The sequence below is a fragment of the Streptomyces sp. NPDC059668 genome, assembly GCF_042734135.1.
In the GTDB taxonomy this organism is placed as follows: Bacteria; Actinomycetota; Actinomycetes; order Streptomycetales; family Streptomycetaceae; genus Streptomyces.
The window spans coordinates 1-26118 of record NZ_JBHWEL010000027.1; the positions used below are offsets into that span (position 1 = coordinate 1).

Here is a 26118-nt window from a genome sequence, read left to right on the forward strand (position 1 = left end):
TCCGCGCGGCCGGTGACCAGGTCCACGATGCAGCCCATCGACGCCATCAGGAAGACCTGACGGTGGAGAGCGGTGAGGAGTTCCTCCGGCCAGCCGGCCGGGTTGAGTGCCTGGGTCCTCGCTCCGCGCGTGCTGGTCCGCTTGGTGACTCGGGCGCGGTGGCCCGTCTTCAGGTCCGGGTTCTCCCCGGTCAGTACCCAGCAGCCCAGGCCCCGCCCGGCTACGACCATCTGGCGGCTCATGGGCAGGTTGATCACCCCGAGAGCGGGACCGTGCTCGTCCTCGTAGGCGAGGTCATTCGAGAAGAGTGGCCACCGGCGGGTGAACGATGTGGTGCCGTTGATGGGGTCGATGATCCATCGTCTCCCTGACAGCCCGACGGTCGATCCCTTCTCCTCGCCGTAGATGCCGTCCTCTGGCATACGGCGGGCCAGCTCGTCCCTGACCAGCTCTTCGACTGCGAGGTCGATCTCGGTGACTTCGCTGCCGTCTTCCTTGCGGCGACTTCCCCACTCTCCGAAGAAGCCCTGCACGGACACCTGGCCCGCCCGAGTGGCCAAGCCGACAGCGAAGGCGAGGAGCTCTCGGTCAGCGGGCGGAGCGTCGAATGTGTGATCCATCTGGTGAGCCTGTCACGACTTCCGACACCAAGGTGCACCCTCCCTCAACCCGCCAGTTGAGGGCAACGTTCGGAGTCGGCGTAGGCAGATGATGCTGCGGCGAGTCGGAGTGGACCGAGGTGGAAATCGGCGCGTACTTCGTCGTGGATCCGCAGGCGTTTGAACTGGTGGAGCTATGCGAAGCTTCGTTCGACCACCCACCGGCTTTTCCCCAATCCGGAGCCGTGAGCGGTGCCTTTGCGGGCGATCTTCTTGCCGTCGTGGCCGATCACGCAGGGCTCGTAGGACGGCATCGGCTCCACGGTGTCCCGGATCATGTCCACCACCTGGAGGACCTGCTTGTGGACCTTCGTCCCTTCGGACAGGCCAACAATCCGCAGGTCGTCCCGGACAGACGTGACCCTTGACGGGACACGCAGGCTCTCACGATCCCCCATCGGGCAGCCCACCCCTGCTCAGCCTGAGAAATCCCGCTCGTCCCGCAGGCGGGCTGCCTGCTCGCGAAGCGCCGCGACCGTCGCAGCCGTCTCCGCACGCAGACGCACAGCCTGCTGCCGCAACGCCTCTAGAGACGCAGCCGTCTCCTCCTCAAGCTTGCTCGCTAGAGCTTCCAGAACTTCCGGCATCGCTGTCTCAACCACGTCTGCCCCAGTGGACAGCTCCTCAGCTCGCACGGACACGCCTCTCGTTGACCGGCCAGACCCCAGAACCACTGAGACGTCCCAGCGGCACCACATCTTCCCATTCCGTACGAACGAGCGACATCAAAACTCAGTGACGTTGATCAAGGAAGACGTCCCGAACCGATTCCCCTAGTCATCGAGTAACGACTCCCCGGAGAACAGACATAGCCACCCGAACGTGAAGACCAGGCGCAGGAGGCTCACCGCAGACAAACGCGCCGGGCTCACGCACTCGGACTCAACTGGGCGTGAGGACAACGGAGGTGGTCGGCGAGGATGCCGTGCGCGGCCTGCACACCATCAGCAACCCCGTTCGGTACCACCGACAGAGGGAGCCCTGATCCCCGCCGAGGCCGTGCCTCCCATCCGGCTACACGGCGGCGTGGATCCGCCAGAAAATCGACTCGCCGCGGACTTCACCGACACCAGCTGCCGGACGTCTGCAGCGGTCTGCACGGCTACGCGCGACGGCCGACGAACCAGGTGCGGAGTGTGTGCGAACCTGGCTGTCGGTTGAGGCTGACAAGTGACACGACAAGGGGCGGTGGAGGAGCAATGCGCGAGGCATTTCACGAGGAACTGGGCTCGATCGGCGACAGCCTGGTGGAGATGGCGAACCTGGTCGGATCGGCCATCGGTCTGGCCACCACCGCACTTCTGGACGCCGACCTGAAGCTCGCCGAGAACGTGATCTCCGCCGAGAGCAAGGTCGACGACCTCCAGCGCGATCTGGAGAACCGCGCGATCGCGATCCTCGCCAGACAGCAACCCGTCGCCACAGACCTTCGGACCGTGGTCACCTCGCTGCGTATGAGCGCGGACCTGGAACGCAGCGGCGACCTCGCCGAGCACGTGGCGAAGCTGGCCCGGATGCGCTTCCCCGAGAAGGCCGTGCCACGGGACCTGCGCCGCACCATCCTGGAGATGGGCCAGCTCGCCCAGCGCCTGATGGCACAGGCCGCCGAAGTCATCATCACCCAGGACGTCGAAGCAGCCCTTCAGCTGGAGAAGGACGACGACCGCATGGACGAACTCCACCGCATGGTCTTCCAGCACCTGATGGACAAACAGTGGCACCACGGAGTCGAGACAGCCGTCGACGTCACCCTGGTCGGACGCTACTACGAACGATTCGCCGACCACGCCGTGTCCGTCGCCCGACGCGTCATCTACCTCGTCACCGGCGAACACGCCGACGAGACGACCACGGAGCACCCCCCAACCGTGTAACCCCACAGCCTGCGGCAACGACCGAGCCAGGCCGCAGCCCCGCAGCGGCCCACCTGATAGCGGACGTCGGCGTCGACCTGCCCAGGCTGCGGAGAGCCCGCTTCTTCCTCGCCCACCTGGTAGAACCCTGTTTTTCGCGCGGTGCGGTTGCCGCGGATATGTTGCTGCCGCCTTGGTCCCCGAGTTCGCCCCCGGGGACCAGGGCGCCCGGGCAGGGAGCTCAGGACCCGGCAGATCCCCAGCCCGGGTTCCCGGAGCCTGCTAGGCGGGGCGTACCTCCACGGCCCGTACGGCCGCATCCGCACGCTCGATCGCGTAGATGACCAGCTGCCCCTCCGCGACCACGTCCACGAACCTCACCGCTTGCGCCTTAAACGGAACGTGTTCCTCACCGCCACAGGGCGCGATCAACCCCAGCCCCTGCGCAGGGTCGAACGAAATCACCTTGCCGGCCCGCAGAACGCTCCGCACACCGCCACCTCTCCTCCGACGCCACCGGCCACCGCCCTCAGCCACTCGCGTACCGGAAGGTAGAGCAACCCGACATCCCCCGAACAGAGCACACAACACGCGCCCCCGCGCAGCAAAGGCAGACGGCCCGGTCAGGCTCACCGCAGGCGAACTCTCCAGCACCTCGCCACGCCTCCCGGTCCCACTCCGCCTACCCTCTCGGCAACAGGTCCGTCACGAGCAGCGAGCATGAAAGCCCCGCCGGCACCGGCCGCGGGCCAGACCGAGCCGATCCCCCGATGCACCGGCCCGGCGAAGCCAGACGACGTGCGTCGGCCCGCTCCCCGATCGTGGTCGACGGACAGGAGAACCCGGTGAAACTCAGGATTTTTCTGCCGCCCGCACGATCCAGGCGAGCCAAGCTCACCGCCGACAAGCTCGCGCAGCTCGCCGCGCTCGGACTCGACTGGGCTGCCTGCCCCGTCAACAGATGCCTGTCCCCCCGGGTTTGGTGGGCACCGACCCGCCGGAGCGCGGAGCCCGCCGGCCGAAGCGCAGCCCCACCCCGTCAGGGCCCTGATCCCACACCAGGACCGCCCATACGGTCTAACCAGCTGTTTCCTTCCCTCTTGACAGAAGCCTGCGCAACAGCGAGCGCAACAGCTGTGTCAACAGCTCGCGCAACTACAGCGTCCGCACCGGCCGGACCGGGATTCTCGCCATGTCGTGGCCGACCACTGGACACCGCACCGCCCGGCGGGCGGGGGCTGGCAGACGGCTCCCGCGACCGCGTGTCGGCGACGGCTGAAAAGTGGACCAGTGGCGGCGCCTGGGTTCTGAGAGATCCAAACGAAATGATCTTCGAGGTGGTTGGATCACGTCGGGAGCGTTGATCGGGGGTTCGGGGTGGCTCGGCCGAAGCCGTGGGAAGTCGAGGACGAGTGGACGCCGCAGCGGCCCGTCAGGCGGCCGCGGCGGCCCGTACGTCGTCGTGGGCGGCTTCGAGACGGGCAGCCGCCTCGGCGCGGGTACAGCCGGCGAGCAGCATGACGATCGCGGTCTTCGCGTGTCCGCCGGCTTCCTGGAGCGCGGCCGCGGCGGCGTCGGGATCGGCGCCGGTGGCCTGGGCGACCATGCGCCGCGCCCGGTCCACGAGCTTCTCGTTGGTGGCGCGCAGGTCGACCATCAGGTTGCCGTAGACCTTGCCGAGCTGAACCATCGTGGCGGTCGAGAGCATGTTGCAGACCAGCTTCTCGGCCGTGCCGCCCTTGAGACGGGTGGAGCCGGTGAGGACCTCGGGGCCGGTGGGGACCTCGATGGCGACGTCCGCGTGACGGCTGATGACGGCGTCGGTGTTGCAAGCGACGGAGACGGTCGCCGCGCCGGTCGCGCGGGCGTGCCGCAGGCCGCCGACGACGTAGGGGGTGCGGCCGCTCGCGGCGAGCCCGACCACGGTGTCGCGGGCGGTCAGACCGATGGCGTCGAGGTCGGCGACGGCGAGCTCGGGGTCGTCCTCCGCGCCTTCCACCGCGAGGACGAACGCGCCGGGGCCGCCGGAGAGCAGCCCGACGACCACGTCGGGCGAGGTGCCGAAGGTCGGCGGGCATTCGACGGCGTCGAGCAGGCCGATCCGTCCGCTGGTACCGGCACCGAGGTAGACGAGCCTGCCGCCCGCGCGCAGCGACGCGGTGATCTTCTCCACGGCCTCGGCGATCCGCGGCAGCGCGGTGCGCACCGCCAGGGCGACGGTCTGGTCCTCGTCGTTCATGGTGGCGAGCAGTTCGGTGACCGGCATGCGGTCCAGTTCGGCGGTCCGCTGGTTGCGGGTTTCGGTGCCGAGGGTGCTGAGGTCCACGTGCGGTCGTTCCTTTCGGGTGAGCGCTGCCGTTCCCTTCGGGTGAAGCGCTGTCGTTCGGTGGTGAGGGAGGGGTGCGCGGCGCCGGCGGGTCGGTCGGCACCGGCCGGTGGTCTTGGCGGCACCGCGCGGTCACCTGTGTGTCGGAGGCCGGTCGCCACGCCGGTCCGTCGTCACCCCGGGGGTGCCGCCACGGGCGGGAGTTCGGCCGCCGGCGTGGCGGCGGGTTCCGTCCGCGCGTCAGAGGGCGGGGTGGCGAGTGCCTCGTCGGAGGCGGGCCGGCGTGCCGCGGGGGTGCTCCGGTGCCGCTGCACCGCTCCGTACGTACGGTGCAGGGCCGCGGTGGTGGCGTCGTAGGAGCGCTGGGCGACCCCCACGAACAGGCAGTCGATGAGGGCGAGTTGGGCGATGCGGCTGACGGTCGCGCCGGAGCGGAACGGCATCTCGCGCGCGCAGGTGGTGAGCACGAGGTCGGCGGACTCGGCCAGTGGTGAGCGGGCGAAGTTGGTCAGGGCGATCGTGGTGGCGCCGTTCTCGGCGGCTGCCCGCAGGGGCTCGATCGTGTCCGTCGTCTCGCCGGAGTGGGAGATCGCGATGGCCACGTCCGCGGGTCCGAGCAGGGCCGCGGCGGTCAGCGCGGCGTGCACGTCGGTCCAGATGAAGGCCATCCGGCCGATGCGATGGAGCTTCTGGTGCAGGTCCTGGCCGACGAATCCGCTGGCGCCCACACCGAAGATGTCTATCCGGCGGGCGTCGGCGAGGGCGTCGACCGCCTGGCCGAGCTGGGCCACGTCGAAGCCGTCGCGGGACTCTTCCAGGGCGCGCACCTCGTTGTAGATGATCTTGCTGATGATCTGTTCCAGCGAGTCCGTGGCGCCGATGTCGGTGCCCAGCGCCGGGCGGTCGGCACCGAGCGCGTTCTCGTGCGCCGCCGCGGCGGCGAGGCCGACCCGCAGGTGCGGATAGTTGGTCAGGCCGATCGCGCGACAGAACCTCATCACGGTGGCCACCGAGGTGCTCGCCTTGGCGGCGAGGGCGCTGATGGACAGTCCGGCCGCCTCGGACGGCGCCGCGAGGACGGTGTCGGCCACTCGCCGTTCGGACGGGGCCAGGGAAGGCAGCGCGCCGCGGATCCTCGTCAGCACGTCGACCGAGCCGCCGCCTTGCGGCGACTCCGCAGCTTCACGGTGCGCGACCTCGCGAGCCATGGGTCCTCCTGGGTGGTGTGGACGCCAGCGTAGCCACGCCCACCTGGGATGGCAAAAAGTTACGTGACAAATTTTCCTAGCGGTATTTATTGACATGCGGAGGACAGGCTTCCAAACTCGCAGCACCGCGGTCCGCTCACCGGACGCTCTCGGCGCAGCAGGCCGCGGCTCGTCCCTTTCAACGGAGAAGGCGTTGCACATGACGGCCGTACTGGCGGTGGACCTGGGGAAGACGGGTTGCCGCGCCGTGCTCTGGACCGGCCCGGACGGCCCCGGCCACCCCGTTCACGAGGTGCCCGGGTCCCCCGGTCTGGCGGAGTCCGGCGGTGTGACCGCCGCGGTCGCCGCCGTGACCGCCGCCGCGGCGCTCGGCGGCGGGCTCGCCTCCGCACTGCCCGCCGGACGGCTGGACACGGTCTGCGTGGGCGCCGCCGGCGCCGCCGCGGACCCGGCCGCGGCCCGCTCCCTGGCCGAACAGCTGCTGGACGCGCTGCCGACCGACGAGGTCGCGGTCACCAGTGACGCCGTCACCGCGCACGCCGGAGCCCTCGGCGGCGGCGCCGGTGTCGTCCTGGCCGCGGGTACCGGCGCCGTCACCGTCGGAGTCGGCGAAGGCGGGACGTTCGCCCGCGTCGACGGCTGGGGCCCCTGGCTCGGTGACGAGGGCAGCGGCGCCTGGATCGGCCGGGCCGGCCTGCGGGCCGCGCTGCGCTCGCACGACGGACGCGGCCCCGCGACCGCCCTGACGTCGGCCGCCGCCGACCGTTTCGGCGACCTCGACCGGCTGCCCGCCACCGTGGGGCATTCCGCCAACCAGGCCCGGCTGACCGCGGCCTTCGCTCCCGTGGTGGCCGGTGCGGCCTCCGACGGCGACGCGGTGGCCACCGGCATCATGCGGGACGCCGCCGCCGCGCTGGCCGAGGCGGTCGTCGCCGCGGCCCGCAGGATCGGCGGCACGCGCCCGCTGCCCGTCGCCGTCACCGGTGGCCTCACCGGGATCGGCGCGCCGCTGCTGGACCCGTTCGCCGAACTGCTCCGCGCGTCGGGGCTGCCGCTGCGGGTGACGCCCCCGCTCGGCGACCCACTGCACGGAGCACGCCTGCTGGCCCTGGACGCCACCGGACCGCACGAACCGCTCGTCACCCGCGTCCGCCGCACGGCGGCCCCGCCGCCGTGACCAGGTGCGCCGGACCGCAGGGCGCGCACCGCACCGACGAGACGGCGCACCACCCCTCCCCCACCGATCCCCATTCCCCCGGTGACACCACCGATCCGTTCTAAGGAGTGCTCGTGCGCCAACTCGACCTGGCGGTGATCGCCGTCTACCTGGTCGCCATCGCCGTGATCGGACTGCGCCTGTCCGGGCGGCAGAAGACGGCGAAGGAGTACTTCGTCGGCGAGAGCCACATGCCCTGGTGGACGGTGTCGTTCTCGATAGTGGCCACCGAGACCAGCGTGCTGACCGTCATCAGCGTCCCCGGCGGGACGTACAGCGGGCAGGGCTTCGGAAACGTCGAACTGGCGCTGGGTTACGTGATCGGTCGGGTCGTCGTCGCCACGGTGCTCATCCCGCTGTACAAGCGCGGCGGCTTCGTCAGCGCGTACCAGTACCTCGGGGAGCGCTTCGGACTCAAGCTCCAGGGCCTGGCGTCGGTGGCGTTCGTCTTCACCCGGCTGCTCGCCGAAGGTGTCCGGCTCTTCGCGTCGGCGATCCCGATCAAGCTGCTGCTCGACGAACTCGGGGTGCACACCGGCTACAAGGCCATCATCATCGTGCTCACCGTGATCACCGTCGTGTACACATACCTCGGCGGCATCAAGGCGGTCATCTGGACCGACGCGATCCAGATGGGCCTCTACCTCGGCGGCGTGATCCTGGCCATCGCGGTGCTCACCGGGCACGTCGGTGCCACCGGCTTCTCACAGGCCCTGCACGGCGGCGAGTTCAGGCTCTTCGACACCGACTTCGGCCTCGGCCACATCCTCACCAGCTCCTTCGCCCTGCCGACCGCCATCATCGGCGGCGCCATCTTCGCGATGGCCAGCCACGGCTCGGACCAGCTGATCGTCCAGCGTGTCCTGACCACCCGCACCCTGCGCGAGGGCCAGAAGGCGATGATCGCCTCCGGTGTCTTCGTCACCGTGCAGTTCGCCGCGTTCTCGCTGGCCGGAGCCCTGCTCTGGTCGTACAACAAGGGCCGCAGCTTCAAGGAGCTGGGGCTGAGCAGCTCCGACAACCTCTACCCGAACTTCATCCTGCACGGCCTGCCGGTGGGTATCTCGGGTCTGCTGGTGGCCGGCATCCTGGGCGCCGCGATGGGCTCGCTGTCCTCCGCGCTGAACTCCATGTCGAACTCCACGGTGTCCGACATCATCCACAGCTTCCGCAAGAAGGCCCCCTCCGACCAGGCGCTGCTGAAACTGGCCCGGGTGATGACGCTGGTGTGGGCGGCGCTGATGGCGGTCTTCGCCTGCGCGTTCAGCACCAGCTCGGGCAACGTCTATCTGACCGGTCTGACCATCGCGGGCTACACCTACGGCGCACTGCTCGGAGCGTTCCTGCTCGGCCGGCTGATCAAGCGGGCCACGGAGGTGGACGCCGTCGTGGCCTTCCTCGTGACCATTGGCGTGATGACGTACATCGTCCGCGGCGTGAAGATCGACGTGACCACCGCGGGGACGACCGTGCCCATGGCGATCGCCGCTCAGTGGCTGGTGCCGATCGGTGTACTGGTCACCCTCGTCGTGGGCGGCGTGATGAGCCTGTTCCACCAGGCCCCGCCCGCCGCCCCCGCGGTCACGCCGGTGGAACCCGACGGACACGGCACGGAGGTCACCGCGACCGCCGGCCAGTCCTGACCGAACCCCGGGGCGGGGGGGGCGCCGCGATCCGGCGGCCCCCGGCCCGGTCACTTCGTACCGGCCGGGACCCGCCCTCGGCGCGCCCGGCCGGTACGACCCGAAGACTCGGAGCTCCCCATGCGTGTGATCGGCCTGATGTCCGGCACCTCGTACGACGCCATCGAAGCCGCCGCGGCCGATCTCACCCTGGAGGGCGAGACGCTACGGATGCGGCCGCTCGGCCGGATCGGTGTCCCCTACCCCGACGACCTGCGCGCCGCCATCGGCGCCGCGCTGCCCCCGGCCGCCACCAGCACCGAAGCGATCTGCGCCCTGGACACCGGTATCGGCCAGGCGTTCGCCGGAGCCGCCGTCCGCGCCCTGGCCGAACTGTGCGGCGGCGACGCCGGCCTGGTCGTCTCGCACGGCCAGACGATGCACCACTGGGTACGCGACGGCACCGTGCTCGGCACCCTCCAGCTCGGCCAGCCCGCCTGGATCGCGGAGGCGACCGGCCTGCCCGTCGTGTCGGACCTGCGGGCACGCGACATCGCCGCGGGTGGACAGGGCGCACCCCTCGTCGGCATGACCGACACCCTGCTGCTGCGCGGCCTGCCGGGTGTCCCGGCCGCACTGAACCTCGGCGGCATCGCCAACATCACCGTCGCCGCCCCGGACACCGACCCGGTCGCCTTCGACACCGGCCCCGCCAACGCCCTGCTGGACGCGGCCGTACGCCACTTCACCGCCGGCGCCCGCCAGTACGACGAGTCCGGGCGCGGCGCCGCCGCGGGCCACGAGGTGCCGGAGCTGCTGCGGCTGCTGCTCGACGAGCCGTACTACCGCCTGCCCGCGCCGAAGAGCACCGGCAAGGAGCTCTTCCATCTGCCGCACCTGCTCAGGGCGTTGGAGACCGCGCCCGTCGCCGAACCGAACGACGTACTGGCCACCCTCACCCGGCTGACCGCGGTGACCGTGGCCGACGCGGTCCGCGCCCACGGTGTCACCCAGCTCGTGGTGTCCGGCGGCGGGGCGCACAACCCCGTCCTGACCGGCATGATCGCCGAGGAACTGCCGGGCGTGCGGCTGCTGCCCAGCGACGACCTGGGCATACCGTCCGACGCGAAGGAGGCGCTGGCGTTCGCCGTCCTCGGCTTCCTGACCGTTCACGGCCTGCCGGGCACCCTGCCGTCGGGTACCGGGGCGCGCCACCCGTCGCTGCTGGGCAGCATCACGCCCGGCCGCCTGCCGCTGCGGCTACCGGAACCGGCGGCGACGGCCCCCCGCCGGCTCCTGGTCGAGACCCAGCGGTAGGACCACCCCGACGAGGACGACGCCCGGCCGCCGCACAACGCCCCCACCCGACCGGGCCGCCGCCTCCCTCGACCGACCCGGTGCCCCTCCCCTCCCCCGCGGTCCGGCGACAGTCCGTCCCGGACCGGCACACCCCCGGAGCCTCCATGAGCCGCCGCCCCCTCCCCGCCCCGGTGTTCCCCGGTGAACGCCCCTCGGACCTGGCCGCGTTGCTGCGGTCCTGCGTCGACGACCCCCGACGGGTGACGACCGACCTTCCCCGCCGGGTCGCGGCGGCGCACGACGCGTCGCCGTACCTCTTCGCTCCGCAGGCCGTGGTCCGCGCCGCGTCCGCGGCCGAGGTGGGTGCGCTGATGGCGGGCGCCAGAGCGGCGGGGCTTCCGCTGACCCTGCGCTCCGGCGGGACGAGTCTGGCGGGTCAGGCGGGCGGCGACGGGATCCTGGTGGACGTGCGCAGCCACTGGCGCAAGGCCGAGGTGCTCGACAACGGTCACCGGGTCCGCCTGCAGCCAGGACTGACGGTACGTCAGGCCAACGCCAGGCTGGCCCGGTACGGCAGGCGGCTCGGTCCCGACCCGGCCAGTGAGTCGGCCTGCACGGTCGGCGGGCTGGTGGCCAACAACTCCAGCGGAATGAACTGCGGCACCCAGGACAACGCGTACCACACCATGGAGTCCCTGCAGTTCGTGCTGCCCTCGGGCACGGTGATCGACTCCGGGGCGGCGGACGCCGACGAGCGGCTGCGGGCCAGGGAACCCGAACTCCACGCCGGGCTGGTCCGGTTGCGCGAGCGGGTGCGCTCCTCACCGCGGGCCCGCGCGACCGTCGAGCGGCTCTTCGCGATGAAGAACACCATGGGCTACGGGCTCAACTCCTTTCTGGACCACACCGCTCCGGCCGATCTGCTGGCCCATCTGATGATCGGCAGCGAGGGCACGCTCGGCTTCGTCGGAGAGGCCGTCTTCCGTACGGTGCCGATCCTCCCGCACGCCGCCACCGGCCTGCTGATCCTGCCGGGTCTCGCCGAGGCCACCGACGCGCTGCCCGCGCTGCTCGCGGCGGGCGCCCGTACGGCGGAACTCCTCGACGCCTCGTCGCTGCGGGTCGCCCAGCTCGACCCGGGCTCCGGCGCGGCACTGCGCGGCCTGCGGGTCGAGCACCACGCGGCGCTGCTGGTCGAGTTCGCCGAGGACACCGCGGAGCGGCTGGAGGAGGTGGCCGCCGCGGCCCGGCCGGTTCTGGAGCGCCTGCCCGCGGTGACCGGCACCGCCCTGACCCGCGACCCGCGGGAGCGGGCGCGGCTGTGGCATCTGCGCAAGGGGCTCTACACCGCGGTCGCCGGCGCGCGCCGGCCCGGCACCACCGCCCTGCTGGAGGACATCGCGGTCCCCATGGACCGGCTGACCCGCACCTGCGAGGGCCTCATCGGCCTCTTCGACCGGCACGGGTACGAGGACGCGGTGATCTTCGGGCACGCCCGGGACGGCAACGTGCACTTCATGCTGACCCAGGACTTCGACTCGCGGGCGGAGACCGACCGGTACGCGCGGTTCACCGACGACATGGTCGACCTGGTGCTGGACGCCGAGGGCACGCTTAAGGCGGAGCACGGCACCGGACGCGCCATGGCGCCGTTCGTCCGCCGCCAGTACGGCGACGAGCTCTATGACGTCATGCGGGAACTGAAGAGGTTGTGCGATCCGGCGGGCGTGCTCAACCCCGGGGTGCTGCTGGACGACGACCCGGCCGCGCATCTGCGGCGCCTCAAGAGCGTGCCCGCGGTCGACCCGGCGGTGGATGCCTGCGTCGAGTGCGGCTACTGCGAGCCGGTCTGCCCGACCGCGGACGTGACCACCACGCCCCGTCAACGCATTGCCCTGCAGCGCGAGATCGCGCTGGCCGTGGCGGCCGGCGACGACGCACGGCGCCGGGAGCTGGAGGACGACTACGCCTACGCCGCCGTGGACAGCTGCGCCGCCGACAGCCTCTGCGTGACCGCCTGCCCGGTGACCATCGACACCGGAGCGGTGATGAAGCGGCTGCGCGGCGAACGCCACGGCCCGCTCGCGCAGCACGCCGGACGCGTCGCGGCCCGGCACTGGGGGACGGCGGTCAAAGGCGTGCGGATCGGCCTCGACGCCGCCCATGCCGTGCCCGCCCCGCTGACCGGCGCGGCCACCAAGGTGATGCGGCGACTCGGTGCCACCGATCTCGTACCGGCCTGGAGTCCGGACATCCCCCGCGGCGGCGGCCCCCGTCCGGCGGCCCGGCGGACCCCCACCGCGCGGGCGGTCTTCTTCGCGGCCTGCATCGGCAGCGTCTTCGCGTCCGAGGACGGAGGCGACTCCGAGCGCGGCGTTTCGGGCGGACGGGCGAGCGGGTCCGCGGGCGCCTTCCTGAGTCTCTGCGAACGAGCCGGTGTGGACGTCGACGTCCCCGAGACGGCGGGGCTGTGCTGTGGCACGCCCTGGCAGTCCAAGGGTTACACCCAGGGCCACCGGGCTATGGCCGCCCGGACGCTCGACGCTTTGTGGACGGCCAGCGACAACGGACGGCTGCCCGTCGTCTGCGACGCCTCCTCGTGCACCCACGGCCTGGGGGAGCTCGCCGCGGCGCTGCCCGAGGCCGAGCGGGAGCGCTACGCCGGGCTGCGCTTCGTGGACAGCGTGAGCTTCACCGCCGAGACGCTGCTGCCGCTGCTGCCCCGGGCGCCGCGGCTCGACTCCCTCGCGCTGCATCCGACCTGTTCGACCGTGCACCTGGGCATCACCGGTGACCTGCGCACCGTGGCGGAGGCGGTGGCCGGTGCCGTGACGGTCCCCGACTCCTGGGGCTGCTGCGCCTTCGCCGGCGACCGCGGACTGCTCCACCCCGAGGTCACCGCCGGCGCGACGGCCGCCCAGGCCGCCGAGGTCAACGAGCGCGAGCACGACGGGTATGCCTCGTGCAACCGCACCTGCGAGATGGGGATGACCCGCGCCACGGGCCGCCCGTACCGCCACATCCTGGAACTCCTGGCCGACGCCCTGGACCGGTCCGAGGCGACCGCCGGCTGAGTCCGTGGCCGGGTACCCAGTGCGGCCGACCCGGGCCACCGGGCACCCGGTGGGCCGACCCGGACGCGGGTTTCGCCAGGGCTCCTACGTTCGCCACGGCTCCTGCGAACCGCGGTTCGCGCCCGGGCCCCCTGGGTGGGTCACGTCCCGTCGCTCTCCAGGGCCCGCGGCTCTGGGCCTCTTCGCCGTGCCGTGCGTCGGGCGACGAGCCAGTAGACGAGCGCCGCGGGCGGTGAGCAGCACAGCAGGATGATCAGCAGGCGGGAGTCGATCACATCGGCGGATCGCCCGTGCTCCTCGGCGTCGCCTGGTAAGTCATCCAGGAGGGCGTCGAGTTGTTCTCGGGTGCGCGCCTGGTAGGCCACGGCCACGCGCTCTTCGAGTTCGGGCAGTGTCAGTCGGCCGACCGCGTAGTGGTGTTTCAGCCGCGCCTCGACCCGGTCGCGCTCGGCGTCCGAGGCCCGTATCGGCGCACTGTGCGTGTGCTCCTCGCTGCTGTCGTTCATGACGACCTCTCGGGCGGGGCTGTGGTGTCCGGGGACGGACGGTCCTGCAGATCGACGAGCGCGACGACCATCCGTGTCCAGACCCCCGGGGTGTCGCCGTCCCCGAATCGGGCGGCGAGGCGTGCGAGGTGTTCGCGCAGTTCCGCGAGCGCCTCGTCGGTCAGCCGCAGCACACCGCGGTGAAGGTCGACCTCCCGACGGCCACCGGCCTGCCTGGACCGGTAGGCGGCGCTGATGTCGGCCCGGGTGGCGTCCAGCATCGAGCCGAGGAACTCGGCCATCTCTTCCGGGCTCGCGGCATCGCTGGGAGGCTCCGTGACCGCGGGGGCGTAGACCCGCTCCACTCTTCCGCGGGGCAACGGCCGGTATGCGGAGATCTCGATCAATCCGGCCTGTTCGAGCTGTCCCAGGTGGTAGTAGAGCCGGTCGGCCGGAAGATCGGCACGGTCCGCTAGCTCACGCGCGGACCGGGGTGTCTCCCAGAGCGCTTCCAGGAGCCGGATGCGCAGGGGATCGGCGAGCGCCTTGTGCACCCCGTGCCACCGCCGGGGCGACGCACCGGATCTCTGTGCGGTCATCACCAGCTCCCCGATCGTTGCAGTCGTCTCAACCGGTTGGAAAATTCTACAACCAGCAAACGGACATGCCCAGTTGGGCGTCGAAAGACATCCCCGACGTGCGCGGTGACGGCCCGGCGGCCGCCCGCCGGTGGGCGTGGACAGGCCTCCGCTGGGCGCGTTCAGTCTCGCGTCAGTCCCAGTCCGGGCAGGATCAGCGGAAGACGGACCCTAGGCCCAGGGGCGGGTGTCGTGCCCGGGCAGCGGCCGTGGTTGGGGCCGGCACTCCAGCAGGCGCACGGCCAGGGTGGAGCTGAGACGGCCCACGGCGTGCAGGTGGTCGTGGTCGACGGTCATGTCGGCGACCACGCCGAGGCGGTGGACGAGCCGCTCGCGGGCGGAGACGTAGCCCCACTCGAAGTCCTCGGTGGGTACCCGAGCGAGCTGGTCGACCGTCCCGCGGTGGGCCCGTTCGACGAGCGCGTCCCCCTGGATCAGCCATCCGACGCACGCGTCGGCGAGGTCGCCCGGCACGTCCCTGCCGGTGAGGCCTCGCCAGGTGGTCCGGTAGATGTCCTCGACCTCCGCGAGCGGGGCCCCGGTGACCGACATCGCGCACCAGCAGGTCGGGAAGCCGATGCGGAAGTAGGCGAGTTCGACCAGTCCGTTGCCGAGCGCGGCCCGTTCGAAGTCGACGAAACGGACACCTTCGGTGGTGCGCAGGTCGTTGCCCGGACACGGGTCGCCGTGCAGCAGCGCATGATGCGTAGTGGGGTCCAACCGGTCTAGGAGAGCGGCGAGTTCGTCGGGCACCGCGGACGGGACGGGCACGTCGAGCGCCCGGGCCAGGGCGAGGAAGGACTCCGCGTCGGCGGCGGTGGGCCCCGACCAGGCCGGGAGCGCGCCCGCGTCGGCGGGTCCGGTCAGGGCGTGCAGTCGGGCGAGCGCCTCGGCGTACCCCGGCATCCAGTCGTCCGTCCTACCGAGGTCGTCCAGGTGATCGAGAACCATCACCCGCGCGGGCTGGTCCGTGGCGAGCAGCGCGGGAGCGACGGCGGGCCCGATCGCGCGCCCCGCCAGACGCAGCCCGGTGACCTCCCGGGCGAAGCGCGTGTCCGCGTCGGCGCGCGTGTCCCCGCCGTCGGTGATCTGCTTGACGATCACCAGACTCCGGTCGGCCAGCCGGACCCGCCACACCCGTGACCGCGGACTGCTGTCCAGAAGCTCGCTCCGCTCGGGAATGCCCACGGTGGAGCGCAGCGCTTCGTCGAACGGAAGCCGGTTCAGCATGCGGACGAGCCTAGCCGTAGCTCCGTACGCATGCGGGTGCCGTGGCCCGGGCCGGTCCCAGTTCCAAGAAGGCGAGCCCAGTCCCGAGAAGCCGATCCCAGTTGCGGGAACACGCCCTAGTTCAGGGCGGTCGCCGCCGTGTGGAAGGCGTGTCGGACGGGCACGATGCCGTCGCCCTGCCTCGACGGGTGCACCCGGTTCGTCAGCAGGACGGCATAGCGGCCGGTGGCCGGGTCGACCCAGACACTCGTGCCGGTGAAGCCGGTGTGACCGAACGACTCGGGGCCGAAGGACGGCCCCACGGGTGAGCCGACCGGATCCTGACCCTGCCAGGCGAGTCCGCGCCGCAGTGCGTGGGTGTCCGTGTGGGCGGCCGTCATCAGGGCGAAGGTCTCCGGGCGCAGGAGTTCGGGTGCGCCGCCCGCCAGGGACCGGCCGAGTCGTTCCATGTCGGCGAGTGACCCGAACAGCCCGGCGTGCCCGGCGATTCCGCCGAGGACCACGGCGTTCTCGTCGTGCACCTCGCCCGACACCACCCGTCCTCGCCACGGGCAGTCCTCGGTGGCCACGGCCCGCTCCCGGAGCGCGCCGCGCGGGGAGAAGCCGGTCTCCTTCATGCCGAGCGGCGCGCACACCAGCCGGTCCACCAGTTCGTCCAGCGGCGCGCCGGCCGCGCGCTCGGCGATCAGCCCGAGCAGGATGAAGCCCTGCGAGGAATATTCGACCCGGGTGTCGGGCGCCGTTCGCGGCGGCAGCAGCCTCAATGCTTCCAACAAGGCCTCGCGGGTGGGGTGCTGACGATAGAGCGGCACCCGGCCCGGCAGGCCCGAGGTGTGGGTGAGCAGCTGCGCGACCGTCAGCTCCGCCTTGTCACCGCCCCGGTACTCGGGCAGATACGCACCGACGACGCCGGTGAGATCCAGTGCGCCGCGTTCGACGAGAGCCATCACGGCCAGTCCGACGACGGGTTTCGTCACCGACGCCAGGTCCCACTGTTCGTCGCCTTCGAGCGGTGGGCCGTCCCAGGCGCGGGTGCCGGTCCAGCCCCGGTCCAGTGCTCCCCCCGCGGTGCCGACGGACCAGGCGGCGCCGGAATACACCCGTCGGGCCCGTCCCGCGACGAGGATCTCGCCGGGCGCGCTCACGCGAGTCCACCGTCCTCGACGTCCGCGTCCGAGTCCACGTCCACGTCCACGTCCACGACCCGGAACGTGGGCGCCGTGCCGCCCAGCCCCGCCGACACCGTGCGGGCGGCCGCGCGCACCATCGGGCCGAACAGGTCCACGCTCCGTTCGTCCAGCGTGAAGGTGAGTCCCGAGACGCCGATGGCGCCCACGACCTGTCCCTCGCCGTCGACCACGGGCGCCGCCACCGACCGTACGTCCAGCTCCTCGTACTCGTCGTCCACGGCGTAACCGACCCCGGCCGCCTCCCGCAGCAGTGCGCGCAGCGCCGCCGGGTCGGTGAGGGTGTGCGGTGTACGGGCGGCGAGTGGGCCCGCGCTCATCAGGGTGTCCGTCTCATGGGCGGGCAGGGCGGAGAGCATGGCCAGGCCCGTCCCGCTGCTGTGGAGCGGAGCGCGGCTGCCGGGCCGGGCGTACATCCGGTACTCCCTGGCCGGCTCGGACTGTGCCAGCACCACCGCGTCGCCGGCGTGGCGCACGGCGTACTGCGCGAGCAGGCCGGTCCGCCGACGCAGATCGGTCAGCACCGGGCGGGCGAGTGCCAGGTCACGGCTGTCGTGCAGGGCGGCGGCGGCCAGGCCGAGCAGCCGGGGACCCGCGCGGTAGCTGCCGCCCTCCGCAGGCTGCGCGAAGCCGTACTCGGCGAGCGTCCGCAGATGGCGGTGGACCGTCGGTTTGGTGAGCCCCGTGCGTCGGGCGATCTCCCCCAAGCGGTGCGGGCCGCCTGTCTCGACGAGTGCTTCAAGCACCTCCATCGCCTTGTCCACGGGGCCCTTGACGGGCTCTGGCTCGCTGGCACGGGTGTTGACCGCTTTCGACATGTCGCTTAGCTTAACGCAACCGCATTCCATCTGACGGAACGGATGTGTTGCTCAATGGAACGTATACGTCAGGAGCGGGCCCTGGGCCGCAGCCGCCCGCGCCGCGACGTCCTGCGCCTGGCCGGACTGGTCCTGCCGGCTCTCGCCGCGCCCCCGCTGCTCGCGGGATGCGGAGCCGATCCCGCGAGCGGCGCGGGCAACGTCCTGCGGGTGTCGCAGCCCGGGGACCCCGTGACCATGGACCCGCAGAAGCAGGGCGACATGGTGTCGATGAACGCCCTGATCAACATGTTCGACACCCTCACCACCCGGGGCCGCGACAGCAAGCTGCACCCACGGCTCGCCCTGTCCTGGACCGCACGCGACGCACGCACCTGGCGCTTCACCCTGCGCCCCGGTGTGAGGTTCCACAACGGTGAGGTCTGCGACGCCGCCGCGGTGAAGTTCTCCATCGAGCGGCTGCTCGATCCCAGGACCAAGTCACCGATCGTCGAACTGCGTTACGTGCGGAGCGTCTCCGTCGTCGACCGGCTCACCGTGGACGTCCACACCACGCTGCACGACCCGATCCTGCCGGACAAGCTCTCCCTCTTCGGCGGGGTGGTCGTCCCGCCGCGCTATCTGGCCGAGGCCGGGGACCAGGGGTTCGCCTCCCACCCGGTCGGCACCGGGCCGTTCACCTTCGTCAGCTGGCAGCGTGACCACGCACTGCGGATGCGGGCCCACCCCCGTCACTGGGCCGGCCGGCCGAAGGTCGACGAACTGGTCTTCAGCCCGGCGCCCAACGCCTCGTCCTCGCTGGCCGCCCTGCAGAGCGGCGAGGTCGACCTCGTGGCGGGACTCACCCCCGACGCGGCCCAGCAACTCGAGGGCTACACCGGCGTCACCCTGGACGGGTTCAGCGGGATCCGCACCTCGTACCTCTCCCTCAACACGCTGGACAAGGGACCGCTCGGCGACCGGCGGGTGAGGCAGGCACTCAACCACGCCGTCGACGTCCCCCTGTTGATCAAAGCGGTCCTCGGCGGCAAGGCACGCGAGGTGCCCGCAATGATCCCGCACGGCGCCTTCGGCTTCGACCCGAGCGTCAAGCCGTTCACCCGCTCGGTGCGGACAGCACGCGAGCTGCTCGCCGAGGCCGGCTACCCCGACGGCTTCAGCACCACCCTCACCGCCTCCAACGTCGACTCCAACGTCGCCGAGGCGCTGTCCGGACTCCTCGCGAAGGCGGGCGTACGCGCACGGGTCGACCTCCTGGACCCCGGTACGTACTCCAGCCGGCTCACCTCCGCCAACCACGCGGCGCTCGGTCCGATGTATCTCGCCGCGAGCACCATATGGACGCTGGACGGCGAGAGCATGATCCAGTCGAACGTGCGCAGCGACCGCCGGCAGAGCCGCTGGCACTCCAAGGAGGCGGACCGGCTCGTCGACATCGAGGAACTGTCCGTCGACCCGGCCGAGCGCGCCAAGGCCTTCTCCGACCTGCAACGGCTGATGCGGCGGGAAGCGCCGTTCGTCTTCCTCTACCAGCTCGACAACATCTACGCCCGCAACCGGAGCCCCCGCTGGAAACCGGGCCCCGCCGGCGTCCTGGCCATGGCGAGCGCGGAGGTCTCCCGATGACCGAACTCCCCCTCCGGCAGCGGCCGCACGACACCCACGACATCGACGGCCCCCGGATGCGGACCCGCGACCGGGACGCGACACGGCTGCTGCGCACCGTTCTCATCCGGTTCGGCACCGCCCTGCTCGTCCTGCTCTGCACGGCGACCGTGTCGTTCTTCCTGGTCCGCCTCTCCGGGGACCCCGTCAAACTGCTGCTCCCGCCGGACGCGACTGCCCAGCAGGAAGACGTACTACGGGGCTCGCTGGGTCTGGACCGGCCGCTGGTCACCCAGTACCTCGACTTCCTGTGGGGGCTGCCCCGCCTCGACTTCGGCAACTCCCTCTTCTACAACGAGCCCGTACGCACCGTGCTCGCCGACCGTCTCCCCGCCACCCTCCAACTCGCCGCGGCCGCCCTGGTGGTGACCCTCGTCATCGCGATCCCCGCGGGCATCTTCGCCGCGATGCGACGCGGCCGGGCCTCCGACCGGGGCGTGATGACCATGGTGCTGCTCGGGCAGTCCACCCCGCCGTTCTGGGTCGGCATCCTGTTGATCCTGGTCTTCGCCGTCGGCCTGCACGCCCTTCCCGCCTCCGGCTACGGCACGTTCGCCCATCTCGTCCTGCCGGCGATCACCCTCGCCGTCTACTCCGTCGCCGTCGTCGCGCGCCTGTTGCGCTCCTCACTCGTCGACGTCCTGTCCTCCGACCACATCCGTACCGCGCGTGCCAAAGGCTTCGGCCCGCTCAAGGTCGTGCTCACCCACGGGCTGCGCAACGCGTCGCTGCCGGTGGTGACCGTGGTCGGTCTGGAGGTCGGCAGCCTGCTGGGCGGCGCGATCCTCACCGAACAGGTCTTCTCCTGGCCCGGCATCGGACAGCTGACGATCGAGGCCATCTCGCACCGCGACTTCCCGCTCGTCCAGGCCACCGTGCTGCTCTTCGCCGCGACCTTCGTCGTGGTGAACCTGCTGGTCGACCTCTCCTACAGCTTCCTCGACCCGAGGGTGAGGACCTCCCGATGACCATCACACCACCGGCCGTCGCCGCGCCGCCGGCCACGGCGGCGCACAGCCCACGCGCCGTCGCCCTGCGGACCCTGCTCCGCAACAGGCTGGCCGTCGCCGCGCTCGCCGTCCTCGCGATCATGCTGGTCTGCGCGCTCTTCGCACCGCTGATCGCCCCGTACGACCCCAACTCCCAAGACCTGCTCCTGCGGTTGCGGCCACCCGCCTGGCAGTCGGGCGGCAGCGGCGCCCATCCGCTCGGCACCGACCAGCTCGGCCGCGACCTGCTCTCCCGCGTCGTCTACGGCACTCGTGTCTCCCTCCTGGTCGGTGCGGGCGCCGCCCTGCTCGCCGGGGTGATCGGCACCGCGGTCGGCCTCGCCTCCGGCTACTTCGGCGGCTGGCCCGACCGGGTCCTCATGCGGCTCGCCGACGTCCAACTCGCTTTCCCCGCCATCCTGCTGGCCCTCGCCGTCGTGGGCTTCCTCGGCTCCGGACTCTGGTACGTGATCCTCGTCCTCGGTTTCACCGGCTGGGTGTCCTACGCCCGCGTCGTGCGCTCCGAGGTGATGTCGTTGCGCTCACGCGACTTCGTCACCGAGGCCCGGGCCATCGGTGTCACCGACACCGTCATCATGCGGCGCCACCTCCTGCCCAACGTCATGGCGCCGCTCGCGACCATCGCGACCCTGCACGTCGCCGCCGCAATCGTGGCCGAGGCGTCCCTGAGCTACCTCGGACTCGGTGTGCCCAGGGAGACCGTCACCTGGGGCTCGATGCTCGCGGACGGCCAGCTCTACCTCGGCACCTCCTGGTGGGTCGCGGTGTTCCCCGGCCTCGCCCTGATGATCACCTCACTCGCCGTCAACATCACCGGCGACGCCCTGCGCGACGTCGCGGACCCGAAGGCGTACCGCCGATGACGACCGACCGCCCCACACCCGCCCGCACCCCGTCCCTCCGCACCGAACCCGTCCTCGAGATCGACGACCTGAGCGTCGACTTCCGGCTCGACGCCTCGACCGTGCACGCCGTCCAGGGCGTGAGCCTCCAGGTCGGCGCCGGCGAGACACTCGCCGTCGTGGGCGAGTCCGGCAGCGGCAAGACGGCCACCGCACTGTCCGTGCTGCGCCTCAACCCCTCACCCCCGTGCCACTACACGGGCGGTCAGATCCGCTTCCAGGGCCGCGACCTGCTCACCCTGAGCGAGAAGGAACTCTGCGCGATCCGCGGCTACGACATCGCCATGATCTTCCAGGACCCGATGACCAGCCTCGACCCACTCCAACGGGTCGGCACCCAGGTCGCCGAGGTGCTGCGCCACCATCGCGGTCTCTCCCGCACCGAAGCGGCAGCGGCCGCGCTCGCCGCCCTGGACGAGGTCGGCATCCCCGACCCCGAACGCCGCTACCGGCACTACCCGCACGAACTCTCGGGCGGACTGCGCCAGCGCGTCATGATCGCGACCGCACTCGTGGCGCGGCCACGCGTCCTCATCGCCGACGAACCGACCACCGCGCTCGACGTCACCGTGCAAAGCCAGATCCTCGACCTGCTCGTCGCACTCCAGGAGCGGCACGGCATGGCCGTCGTACTGATCACCCACGACCTCGGGGTGGTCGCCGAGACGGCCGACCGCGTCGTGGTCATGAACGCGGGCCGGGTCGTGGAGAGCGGTGACGTCATGGACGTCTTCGACCGGCCCGCCGAGGACTACACGCGTCGGCTGCTGGACGCGACCCCACGATTGGAGTCGGCATGACGTTGCTCGAACTGGACCATCTGCGCAAGGAGTTCGGCGGCAGGCCCCCGCAAGTGGCGGTCGACGACGTGTCCCTGACCGTGGCCGAGGGGCAGACCCTGGCCCTGGTCGGCGAATCGGGCTGCGGCAAGACCACCCTGACCCGGCTGCTCCTGCGTCTGCTGGAGCCGACCGCCGGGAGCGTCCGGTTCGACGGGCAGGACCTCGGGGCCCTCTCGCCGGCCCGGTTGCGATCCGTGCGGCGCGAGATGCAGGTCGTGCTCCAGGACCCGTACTCCAGCATGAACCCGCGCATGCGGATCACCGACATCGTCGCCGAGCCGCTGGTCACCCATGACCCCCGGGCCCGCGGCCGGCGCGGCAGGCCCCGCACCCGCGAACGCGTCGGCGAACTGCTGGAGTCGGTGGGGCTGCCGGCCGGGATCCAGGACCGCTACCCGCACGAGTTCTCCGGCGGCCAGCGCCAGCGCGTCTCCATCGCCCGCGCCCTCGCCCTCGAACCCCGCCTCGTCGTCCTCGACGAACCCACCAGCGCGCTCGACGTCTCCGTCCAGGCACAGGTGCTCGACCTGCTGGCCGGACTGCAACGGCGCCTCGGTCTGACCTACGTCTTCGTCTCGCACAACCTCGCCGTCGTCCGGCAGGTGGCCGACCGGGTCGCCGTCATGCGGCACGGCCGACTGGTCGAGGTGGGCGACGCGGCCGACGTCTTCCGCGATCCGCGGCACCCCTACACCCGGCAGTTGCTGGACGCCGTTCCCCTGCCCGACCCGCGCCGCGCCCGCCGTACCCGTACCGGGGCGGTCTAGAGGTGGGACAGCACCAGACCCGCGCCACCCAACAGAGCGACATCGTCCACGGCCGCCCCGCTCACCGACACCTGCGGCGACTCGGCCTCCACCGACGCGGCATCGGAGCGCAGCCGCTCCTCTATGAGGGTGCGGAACCGTTCACCGCCCTCGCGTGCCTCACCGTGCAGGACGAACAGCCCGGGCGCGAACAACTGCTGGATGTTGACCAGGCCCAGGGCCACGTTCTCCGCGTACTCCGCGACCGTCCGGCGGGCCGCTTCGTCGTCGCGCTCCACCAGCGCGGCGAGCGAAACGGCGTCGCCGAGTCCGGCGGCACGGGCACGGGCCCGCAGCCAACGGGTGGTGGCCACCGTCTTCCAGCATCCACGCCCGCCACAGGTGCACGCGTCGCCACTGGCCGACACCGTCATATGGGCGCCGCTGCGCCCACCGGCCGGGGCGAGCACCTCGCCGTCGTACAGGATGCCGACCCCCAGCACCTCACCGGTCGACACCGACGCGAACGTCCGGCGGCCGCGCCCGGCACCGAACCACCGGTCGCCGAGCACCTGCAACCTGGCCCGGTGCTCGACGCGCACCGGCACTCCGGTCAGCGCGCCGAGCCGCGCGGTCACGGGATAACCGTGCAGCGCCGGTACGTCGTTGACCTCGTTGATCAGACCGGCACCGGGATCCACGAGCCCGGCGGCCGCCACACCCACCCCGATCAGATCATGACCGTCGAAGACCCCGGCGGCCAGCGCCAGCGCCGCGTCGATGTCGGCGGGCCGAGCCGTCGCGGCGTCGTACGACGCCTCGGCCCGCCGCACCACGGTGCCGGACCTGCTCAGCACGGCCGCCCTGACCCGCCCGGGCACCAGTTCCACCCCACCGAGCATCCGGGGCGAGCGGGGCGCGACCGGCCCCGGCACCGGCTCGGGGACCAACCGCAACGGAAAACGTTCATGGACCATGCGCCGACTCTGCCACGGCAGGGTTTCAGGGAGACAGAGCTGTGAGAGATCTGACCGAGCTGACCTGGCACGAAGTACGCGAAGCCGGCGCCCGCGCCATCGCGCTGCTGCCCATCGGATCGCAGGAACAGCACGCCGCCCACCTGCCCATGGGCACCGACACCCTGCTCGCCGAGGCGGTGCTCGACCACGCGGCCGTGTTGCTCGCCGAGGACCCGACCGAGTCCGAGCTGATCCGGCTGCCCGCCCTGCCGTTCGGCCACAGTCCGCACCACCTGTTCGCGGCCGCCGTCTCGCTGTCCGCCGCGACACTGGGCGCCGTGCTCGACGACGTCCTCGACTCCCTGGTCACCAGCGGATATCGGCGGATCATGGTCGTCAACGGTCACGGTGGCAACGACGAGATCATGCGGCTCGCCGTGAAGCGTTTCGCGCTGCGTGCCGACGTCACCGTCGCCGCCTGCTCGTACTGGACGATCACGGCGGCCGACGGCGGGAGCGGGGACGAGAGGCCCGAGGTCACCCCGGGACATGCCGGGTGGTTCGAGACCTCCCTGATGCTGGCCGCCCGCCCCGGTCTCGTCCGGGGCCCGGTCGCACCCCGGGCCCCGGTCGAGCCACCACCCCTTTTCGACAACCCGCCCTATCCCGGCCTGACCGTGGAACGCCACGGCGAATGGGCCCGGGTGGGCGGATCGACGGACGACGCCTCCGGCGCCGACGCCGCGTCGGGGCGCCGACTGCTGGACGACCGGGCCCGGGGGCTCGCCGGGGCCATCCGCGCGTTCGACGCGGCCACCATCCGAACCGAGGAGAAGAATGAAGATCACTGACGTCGACGTGTGGGTGGTCAATCTGCCCCTGGTCAATCCGTTCACCAGCTCGTTCGAGACCAAGACCGGGGAGACCCGCACCGTCGTACGGATCCGCACCGACGACGGGGTCGAGGGCTGGGGCGAGACGATGTGGGGCCGGCCCGTCGCGGCGATCGTCCGCGCCATCGCCGACGATCTGATCGGCACCAGCCCGTTCGCCCTGGAGAGCTTCCACCGCAAGCAGCACATGGTGCCGTTCTTCCACGGCTACCTCGGATACGCGGCGATCGCCGCACTCGACGTGGCCTGCTGGGACGCCATGGGCAAGGCGACCGGACGGTCGGTCACCGAACTGCTGGGCGGGCCCGTCCGGGACGAGGTCCCCATCACCGCCCTGGTGACCCGGGCCGACGCGCCCGGCGCGCGTGCAGGCACGCTTCCCGGACAACTCGCCGACCACGCGGCACGGGTGGTCGCCGAAGGCGGCTTCGGCGCGGTCAAGCTCAAGGGCAGCACGGACGTGGCGGGCGATGTCGCCATCATGCGGGCGCTGCGCACCGCCCTGCCCGACGTGGACCTTCGGGTGGACCCCAACGCCGCCTGGTCGGTGCCCGATTCGATACGTGCCGGGATCGCGCTCGAAGAGCTGGACCTCGAGTACCTGGAGGACCCCTGCGTCGGCATCGACGGCATGAGCCAGGTGAGGGCGAAGGTGCGGATACCGCTGTGCACCAACATGTGCGTCGTACGGTTCGAGGACTTCGCCCCCGCGATGCGGCTGAACGCGGTGGACGTCATCCACGGCGACGTCTACAAGTGGGGCGGCATCGCGGCCACCAAGGCACTCGCGGCCCACTGCGAGACCTTCGGGCTCGGCATGAACCTGCACAGCGGCGGTGAGTTGGGCATCGCCACCGCCGCGCACCTGGCCGTCGTCTCCAGCACACCCGTGCTCTCCCGCGCGATCGACAGCATGTACTACCTGCACGCCGACGACATCATCGAACCCTTGTGTCTCGACAACGGCCGGCTGCGGGTGCCGGCGGGCCCCGGCCTGGGAGTGAGCGTGGACGAGGAGAAACTGCGTCACTTCGCCGGGGTGAACGAGCGGGAAGGCGATCTGACCGGATGAGGAAGGAAGCGGTACGCACGGGGGACGCGCCCCGGCCGGCCGGGGCGTACAGCCAGGGCGTGGTCGCCGGCGGGTTCCTGTACACCGCCGGCTTCGGTCCCCAGGACCCGCGGACCGGGTCGACACCCGAGGGCGTGGCGGACCAGACCCGGCAGGTGCTCCGGAACATCCGGGCGGTGCTGGCCGAGCGGGGGCTGAGTCTGGACGACGTCGTGAAGGTGACGGTGCATCTGCAGGAACTGCGGCGTGACTTCGCCGAGTTCGACGCCGCCTACCGGCCGTTCTTCGCCGAGCCCTGCCCGGTGCGTACGACGGTCGGCTCCGACCTGATGGACATTCTCGTGGAGATCGACGTGGTCGCCGTCCTCCCCTGCTGACGGGCTGCCCCGCAGGGTGGGGCACGGACAGGGGGCG

General features: G+C 71.6%; 23 protein-coding genes and 1 pseudogene. 13 read left to right on the forward strand and 11 right to left on the reverse strand.

Translation table 11 applies throughout. The features are described from left to right. From ACFV2J_RS20675 to ACFV2J_RS20685, 3 genes and pseudogenes are all read right to left on the reverse strand, one after another. A partial coding sequence (locus ACFV2J_RS20675) for an inositol monophosphatase family protein (protein ID WP_385094325.1) occupies positions 1-620 on the reverse strand: 620 nt, incomplete at its 3' end. Positions 621-632: 12 nt separating this feature from the next. Next, positions 633-871, reverse strand: a pseudogene (locus tag ACFV2J_RS20680) (hypothetical protein); the annotation flags it as partial. A gap of 204 nt (positions 872-1075) precedes the next feature. Further along, the gene (locus ACFV2J_RS20685) at positions 1076-1294 is read right to left on the reverse strand and encodes a hypothetical protein (protein WP_385094322.1); all 219 of its coding nucleotides are present in this window, start codon (positions 1292-1294) and stop codon (positions 1076-1078) included. 564 nt (positions 1295-1858) lie between these two features. On the opposite strand from ACFV2J_RS20685, the gene phoU reads away from it, so the two are divergent. Further along, complete coding sequence (phoU, locus tag ACFV2J_RS20690) at positions 1859-2533, forward strand: phosphate signaling complex protein PhoU (RefSeq protein WP_385094319.1); 675 nt, start codon at positions 1859-1861, stop codon at positions 2531-2533. 1411 nt (positions 2534-3944) lie between these two features. Here the strand turns inward: phoU and murQ are convergent. Both murQ and ACFV2J_RS20700 read right to left on the reverse strand, forming a co-directional pair. After that, complete coding sequence (gene murQ / locus ACFV2J_RS20695; RefSeq protein WP_385439900.1) at positions 3945-4838, reverse strand: N-acetylmuramic acid 6-phosphate etherase; 894 nt, start codon at positions 4836-4838, stop codon at positions 3945-3947. Between the two features lie 173 nt (positions 4839-5011). Next, entirely contained in the window at positions 5012-6046 is a 1035-nt protein-coding gene (locus ACFV2J_RS20700) for a MurR/RpiR family transcriptional regulator (RefSeq protein ID WP_385439902.1), read from the reverse strand. 199 nt (positions 6047-6245) lie between these two features. On the opposite strand from ACFV2J_RS20700, the gene ACFV2J_RS20705 reads away from it, so the two are divergent. The 4 genes from ACFV2J_RS20705 (at position 6246) to ACFV2J_RS20720 (ending at position 13257) form a co-directional block, all read left to right on the forward strand. Then, positions 6246-7223: an N-acetylglucosamine kinase gene (locus tag ACFV2J_RS20705; RefSeq protein ID WP_385439905.1), complete on the forward strand. Its 978-nt coding sequence runs from the start codon at positions 6246-6248 to the stop codon at positions 7221-7223. A 113-nt stretch (positions 7224-7336) separates the two neighbouring features. Beyond that, positions 7337-8905: a sodium:solute symporter gene (locus ACFV2J_RS20710; RefSeq protein ID WP_385095893.1), complete on the forward strand. Its 1569-nt coding sequence runs from the start codon at positions 7337-7339 to the stop codon at positions 8903-8905. Positions 8906-9025: 120 nt separating this feature from the next. After that, positions 9026-10201, forward strand: a complete 1176-nt coding sequence (locus tag ACFV2J_RS20715) for an anhydro-N-acetylmuramic acid kinase (protein WP_385439908.1) — start codon at positions 9026-9028, stop codon at positions 10199-10201. Positions 10202-10347: 146 nt separating this feature from the next. Beyond that, positions 10348-13257 (forward strand): FAD-binding and (Fe-S)-binding domain-containing protein, encoded by a 2910-nt coding sequence (locus tag ACFV2J_RS20720; RefSeq protein WP_385439911.1) that lies wholly within the window; start codon positions 10348-10350, stop codon positions 13255-13257. Positions 13258-13397: 140 nt separating this feature from the next. Here ACFV2J_RS20720 and ACFV2J_RS20725 read toward each other — a convergent pair whose 3' ends face one another. The 5 genes from ACFV2J_RS20725 to ACFV2J_RS20745 all read right to left on the reverse strand — a co-directional run bounded on the left by ACFV2J_RS20725 (position 13398) and on the right by ACFV2J_RS20745 (position 17615). Then, positions 13398-13763, reverse strand: a complete 366-nt coding sequence (locus tag ACFV2J_RS20725; RefSeq protein ID WP_385089617.1) for a DUF1707 domain-containing protein — start codon at positions 13761-13763, stop codon at positions 13398-13400. Next, entirely contained in the window at positions 13760-14341 is a 582-nt protein-coding gene (locus ACFV2J_RS20730; protein ID WP_385089620.1) for an ArsR/SmtB family transcription factor, read from the reverse strand. Before ACFV2J_RS20730 ends, ACFV2J_RS20725 begins: the two co-directional genes overlap by 4 nt. A gap of 210 nt (positions 14342-14551) precedes the next feature. Further along, complete coding sequence (locus tag ACFV2J_RS20735; protein WP_385089623.1) at positions 14552-15610, reverse strand: phosphotransferase family protein; 1059 nt, start codon at positions 15608-15610, stop codon at positions 14552-14554. Between the two features lie 116 nt (positions 15611-15726). Beyond that, on the reverse strand, positions 15727-16755 hold the full coding sequence (locus tag ACFV2J_RS20740) for a serine hydrolase domain-containing protein (RefSeq protein ID WP_385089625.1): 1029 nt from the start codon (positions 16753-16755) through the stop codon (positions 15727-15729). Further along, positions 16752-17615, reverse strand: coding sequence for an IclR family transcriptional regulator (locus ACFV2J_RS20745; RefSeq protein ID WP_385089628.1), 864 nt, complete (start codon positions 17613-17615; stop codon positions 16752-16754). The genes ACFV2J_RS20740 and ACFV2J_RS20745 overlap by 4 nt, the downstream gene beginning before the upstream one ends. Before the next feature lie 54 nt (positions 17616-17669). On the opposite strand from ACFV2J_RS20745, the gene ACFV2J_RS20750 reads away from it, so the two are divergent. The 5 genes from ACFV2J_RS20750 to ACFV2J_RS20770 are packed head-to-tail and all read left to right on the forward strand — an operon-like array spanning position 17670 to position 22801. Next, entirely contained in the window at positions 17670-19241 is a 1572-nt protein-coding gene (locus tag ACFV2J_RS20750) for an ABC transporter substrate-binding protein (RefSeq protein ID WP_385439917.1), read from the forward strand. A 56-nt stretch (positions 19242-19297) separates the two neighbouring features. Further along, positions 19298-20248 (forward strand): ABC transporter permease, encoded by a 951-nt coding sequence (locus tag ACFV2J_RS20755; protein WP_385089645.1) that lies wholly within the window; start codon positions 19298-19300, stop codon positions 20246-20248. Further along, on the forward strand, positions 20245-21153 hold the full coding sequence (locus tag ACFV2J_RS20760; protein ID WP_385089631.1) for an ABC transporter permease: 909 nt from the start codon (positions 20245-20247) through the stop codon (positions 21151-21153). The genes ACFV2J_RS20755 and ACFV2J_RS20760 overlap by 4 nt, the downstream gene beginning before the upstream one ends. After that, on the forward strand, positions 21150-21992 hold the full coding sequence (locus ACFV2J_RS20765; RefSeq protein ID WP_385089634.1) for an ATP-binding cassette domain-containing protein: 843 nt from the start codon (positions 21150-21152) through the stop codon (positions 21990-21992). The genes ACFV2J_RS20760 and ACFV2J_RS20765 overlap by 4 nt, the downstream gene beginning before the upstream one ends. Beyond that, the gene (locus ACFV2J_RS20770; RefSeq protein ID WP_385439921.1) at positions 21989-22801 is read left to right on the forward strand and encodes an ATP-binding cassette domain-containing protein; all 813 of its coding nucleotides are present in this window, start codon (positions 21989-21991) and stop codon (positions 22799-22801) included. Before ACFV2J_RS20765 ends, ACFV2J_RS20770 begins: the two co-directional genes overlap by 4 nt. Here the strand turns inward: ACFV2J_RS20770 and ACFV2J_RS20775 are convergent. Then, positions 22798-23682, reverse strand: a complete 885-nt coding sequence (locus ACFV2J_RS20775; protein ID WP_385089649.1) for an ROK family protein — start codon at positions 23680-23682, stop codon at positions 22798-22800. The genes ACFV2J_RS20770 and ACFV2J_RS20775 overlap by 4 nt on opposite strands. Before the next feature lie 116 nt (positions 23683-23798). Between ACFV2J_RS20775 and ACFV2J_RS20780 the strand changes: the two genes are divergently transcribed. Genes ACFV2J_RS20780 through ACFV2J_RS20790 form a run of 3 tightly spaced genes read left to right on the forward strand, consistent with a single transcriptional unit; the run spans position 23799 to position 26081 of the window. Next, a complete protein-coding gene (locus ACFV2J_RS20780) occupies positions 23799-24590 on the forward strand; it encodes a creatininase family protein (RefSeq protein WP_385089639.1) in 792 nt (263 codons plus the stop codon). After that, positions 24577-25704 (forward strand): mandelate racemase/muconate lactonizing enzyme family protein, encoded by a 1128-nt coding sequence (locus tag ACFV2J_RS20785; protein WP_385439924.1) that lies wholly within the window; start codon positions 24577-24579, stop codon positions 25702-25704. Before ACFV2J_RS20780 ends, ACFV2J_RS20785 begins: the two co-directional genes overlap by 14 nt. Continuing rightward, on the forward strand, positions 25701-26081 hold the full coding sequence (locus ACFV2J_RS20790; RefSeq protein WP_385098422.1) for a RidA family protein: 381 nt from the start codon (positions 25701-25703) through the stop codon (positions 26079-26081). Before ACFV2J_RS20785 ends, ACFV2J_RS20790 begins: the two co-directional genes overlap by 4 nt. The last annotated feature ends 37 nt before the right edge of the window (positions 26082-26118 follow it).

Excerpts from the sequence above, each read along its gene's own strand:
- ACFV2J_RS20760 (WP_385089631.1), top strand. The coding sequence starts at position 20,245 with ATGACCATCACACCACCGGCCGTCGCCGCGCCGCCGGCCACGGCGGCG.
- ACFV2J_RS20715 (WP_385439908.1), top strand. The coding sequence starts at position 9,026 with ATGCGTGTGATCGGCCTGATGTCCGGCACCTCGTACGACGCCATCGAA.
- ACFV2J_RS20790 (WP_385098422.1), top strand. The coding sequence starts at position 25,701 with ATGAGGAAGGAAGCGGTACGCACGGGGGACGCGCCCCGGCCGGCCGGG.
- ACFV2J_RS20775 (WP_385089649.1), bottom strand. The coding sequence starts at position 23,682 with ATGCTCGGTGGGGTGGAACTGGTGCCCGGGCGGGTCAGGGCGGCCGTG.
- ACFV2J_RS20770 (WP_385439921.1), top strand. The coding sequence starts at position 21,989 with ATGACGTTGCTCGAACTGGACCATCTGCGCAAGGAGTTCGGCGGCAGG.
- ACFV2J_RS20745 (WP_385089628.1), bottom strand. The coding sequence starts at position 17,615 with ATGTCGAAAGCGGTCAACACCCGTGCCAGCGAGCCAGAGCCCGTCAAG.
- ACFV2J_RS20755 (WP_385089645.1), top strand. The coding sequence starts at position 19,298 with ATGCGGACCCGCGACCGGGACGCGACACGGCTGCTGCGCACCGTTCTC.
- ACFV2J_RS20700 (WP_385439902.1), bottom strand. The coding sequence starts at position 6,046 with ATGGCTCGCGAGGTCGCGCACCGTGAAGCTGCGGAGTCGCCGCAAGGC.
- phoU (WP_385094319.1), top strand. The coding sequence starts at position 1,859 with ATGCGCGAGGCATTTCACGAGGAACTGGGCTCGATCGGCGACAGCCTG.
- ACFV2J_RS20705 (WP_385439905.1), top strand. The coding sequence starts at position 6,246 with ATGACGGCCGTACTGGCGGTGGACCTGGGGAAGACGGGTTGCCGCGCC.
- ACFV2J_RS20720 (WP_385439911.1), top strand. The coding sequence starts at position 10,348 with ATGAGCCGCCGCCCCCTCCCCGCCCCGGTGTTCCCCGGTGAACGCCCC.
- ACFV2J_RS20765 (WP_385089634.1), top strand. The coding sequence starts at position 21,150 with ATGACGACCGACCGCCCCACACCCGCCCGCACCCCGTCCCTCCGCACC.
- ACFV2J_RS20725 (WP_385089617.1), bottom strand. The coding sequence starts at position 13,763 with ATGAACGACAGCAGCGAGGAGCACACGCACAGTGCGCCGATACGGGCC.
- ACFV2J_RS20735 (WP_385089623.1), bottom strand. The coding sequence starts at position 15,610 with ATGCTGAACCGGCTTCCGTTCGACGAAGCGCTGCGCTCCACCGTGGGC.
- ACFV2J_RS20730 (WP_385089620.1), bottom strand. The coding sequence starts at position 14,341 with ATGACCGCACAGAGATCCGGTGCGTCGCCCCGGCGGTGGCACGGGGTG.
- ACFV2J_RS20785 (WP_385439924.1), top strand. The coding sequence starts at position 24,577 with ATGAAGATCACTGACGTCGACGTGTGGGTGGTCAATCTGCCCCTGGTC.
- ACFV2J_RS20750 (WP_385439917.1), top strand. The coding sequence starts at position 17,670 with ATGGAACGTATACGTCAGGAGCGGGCCCTGGGCCGCAGCCGCCCGCGC.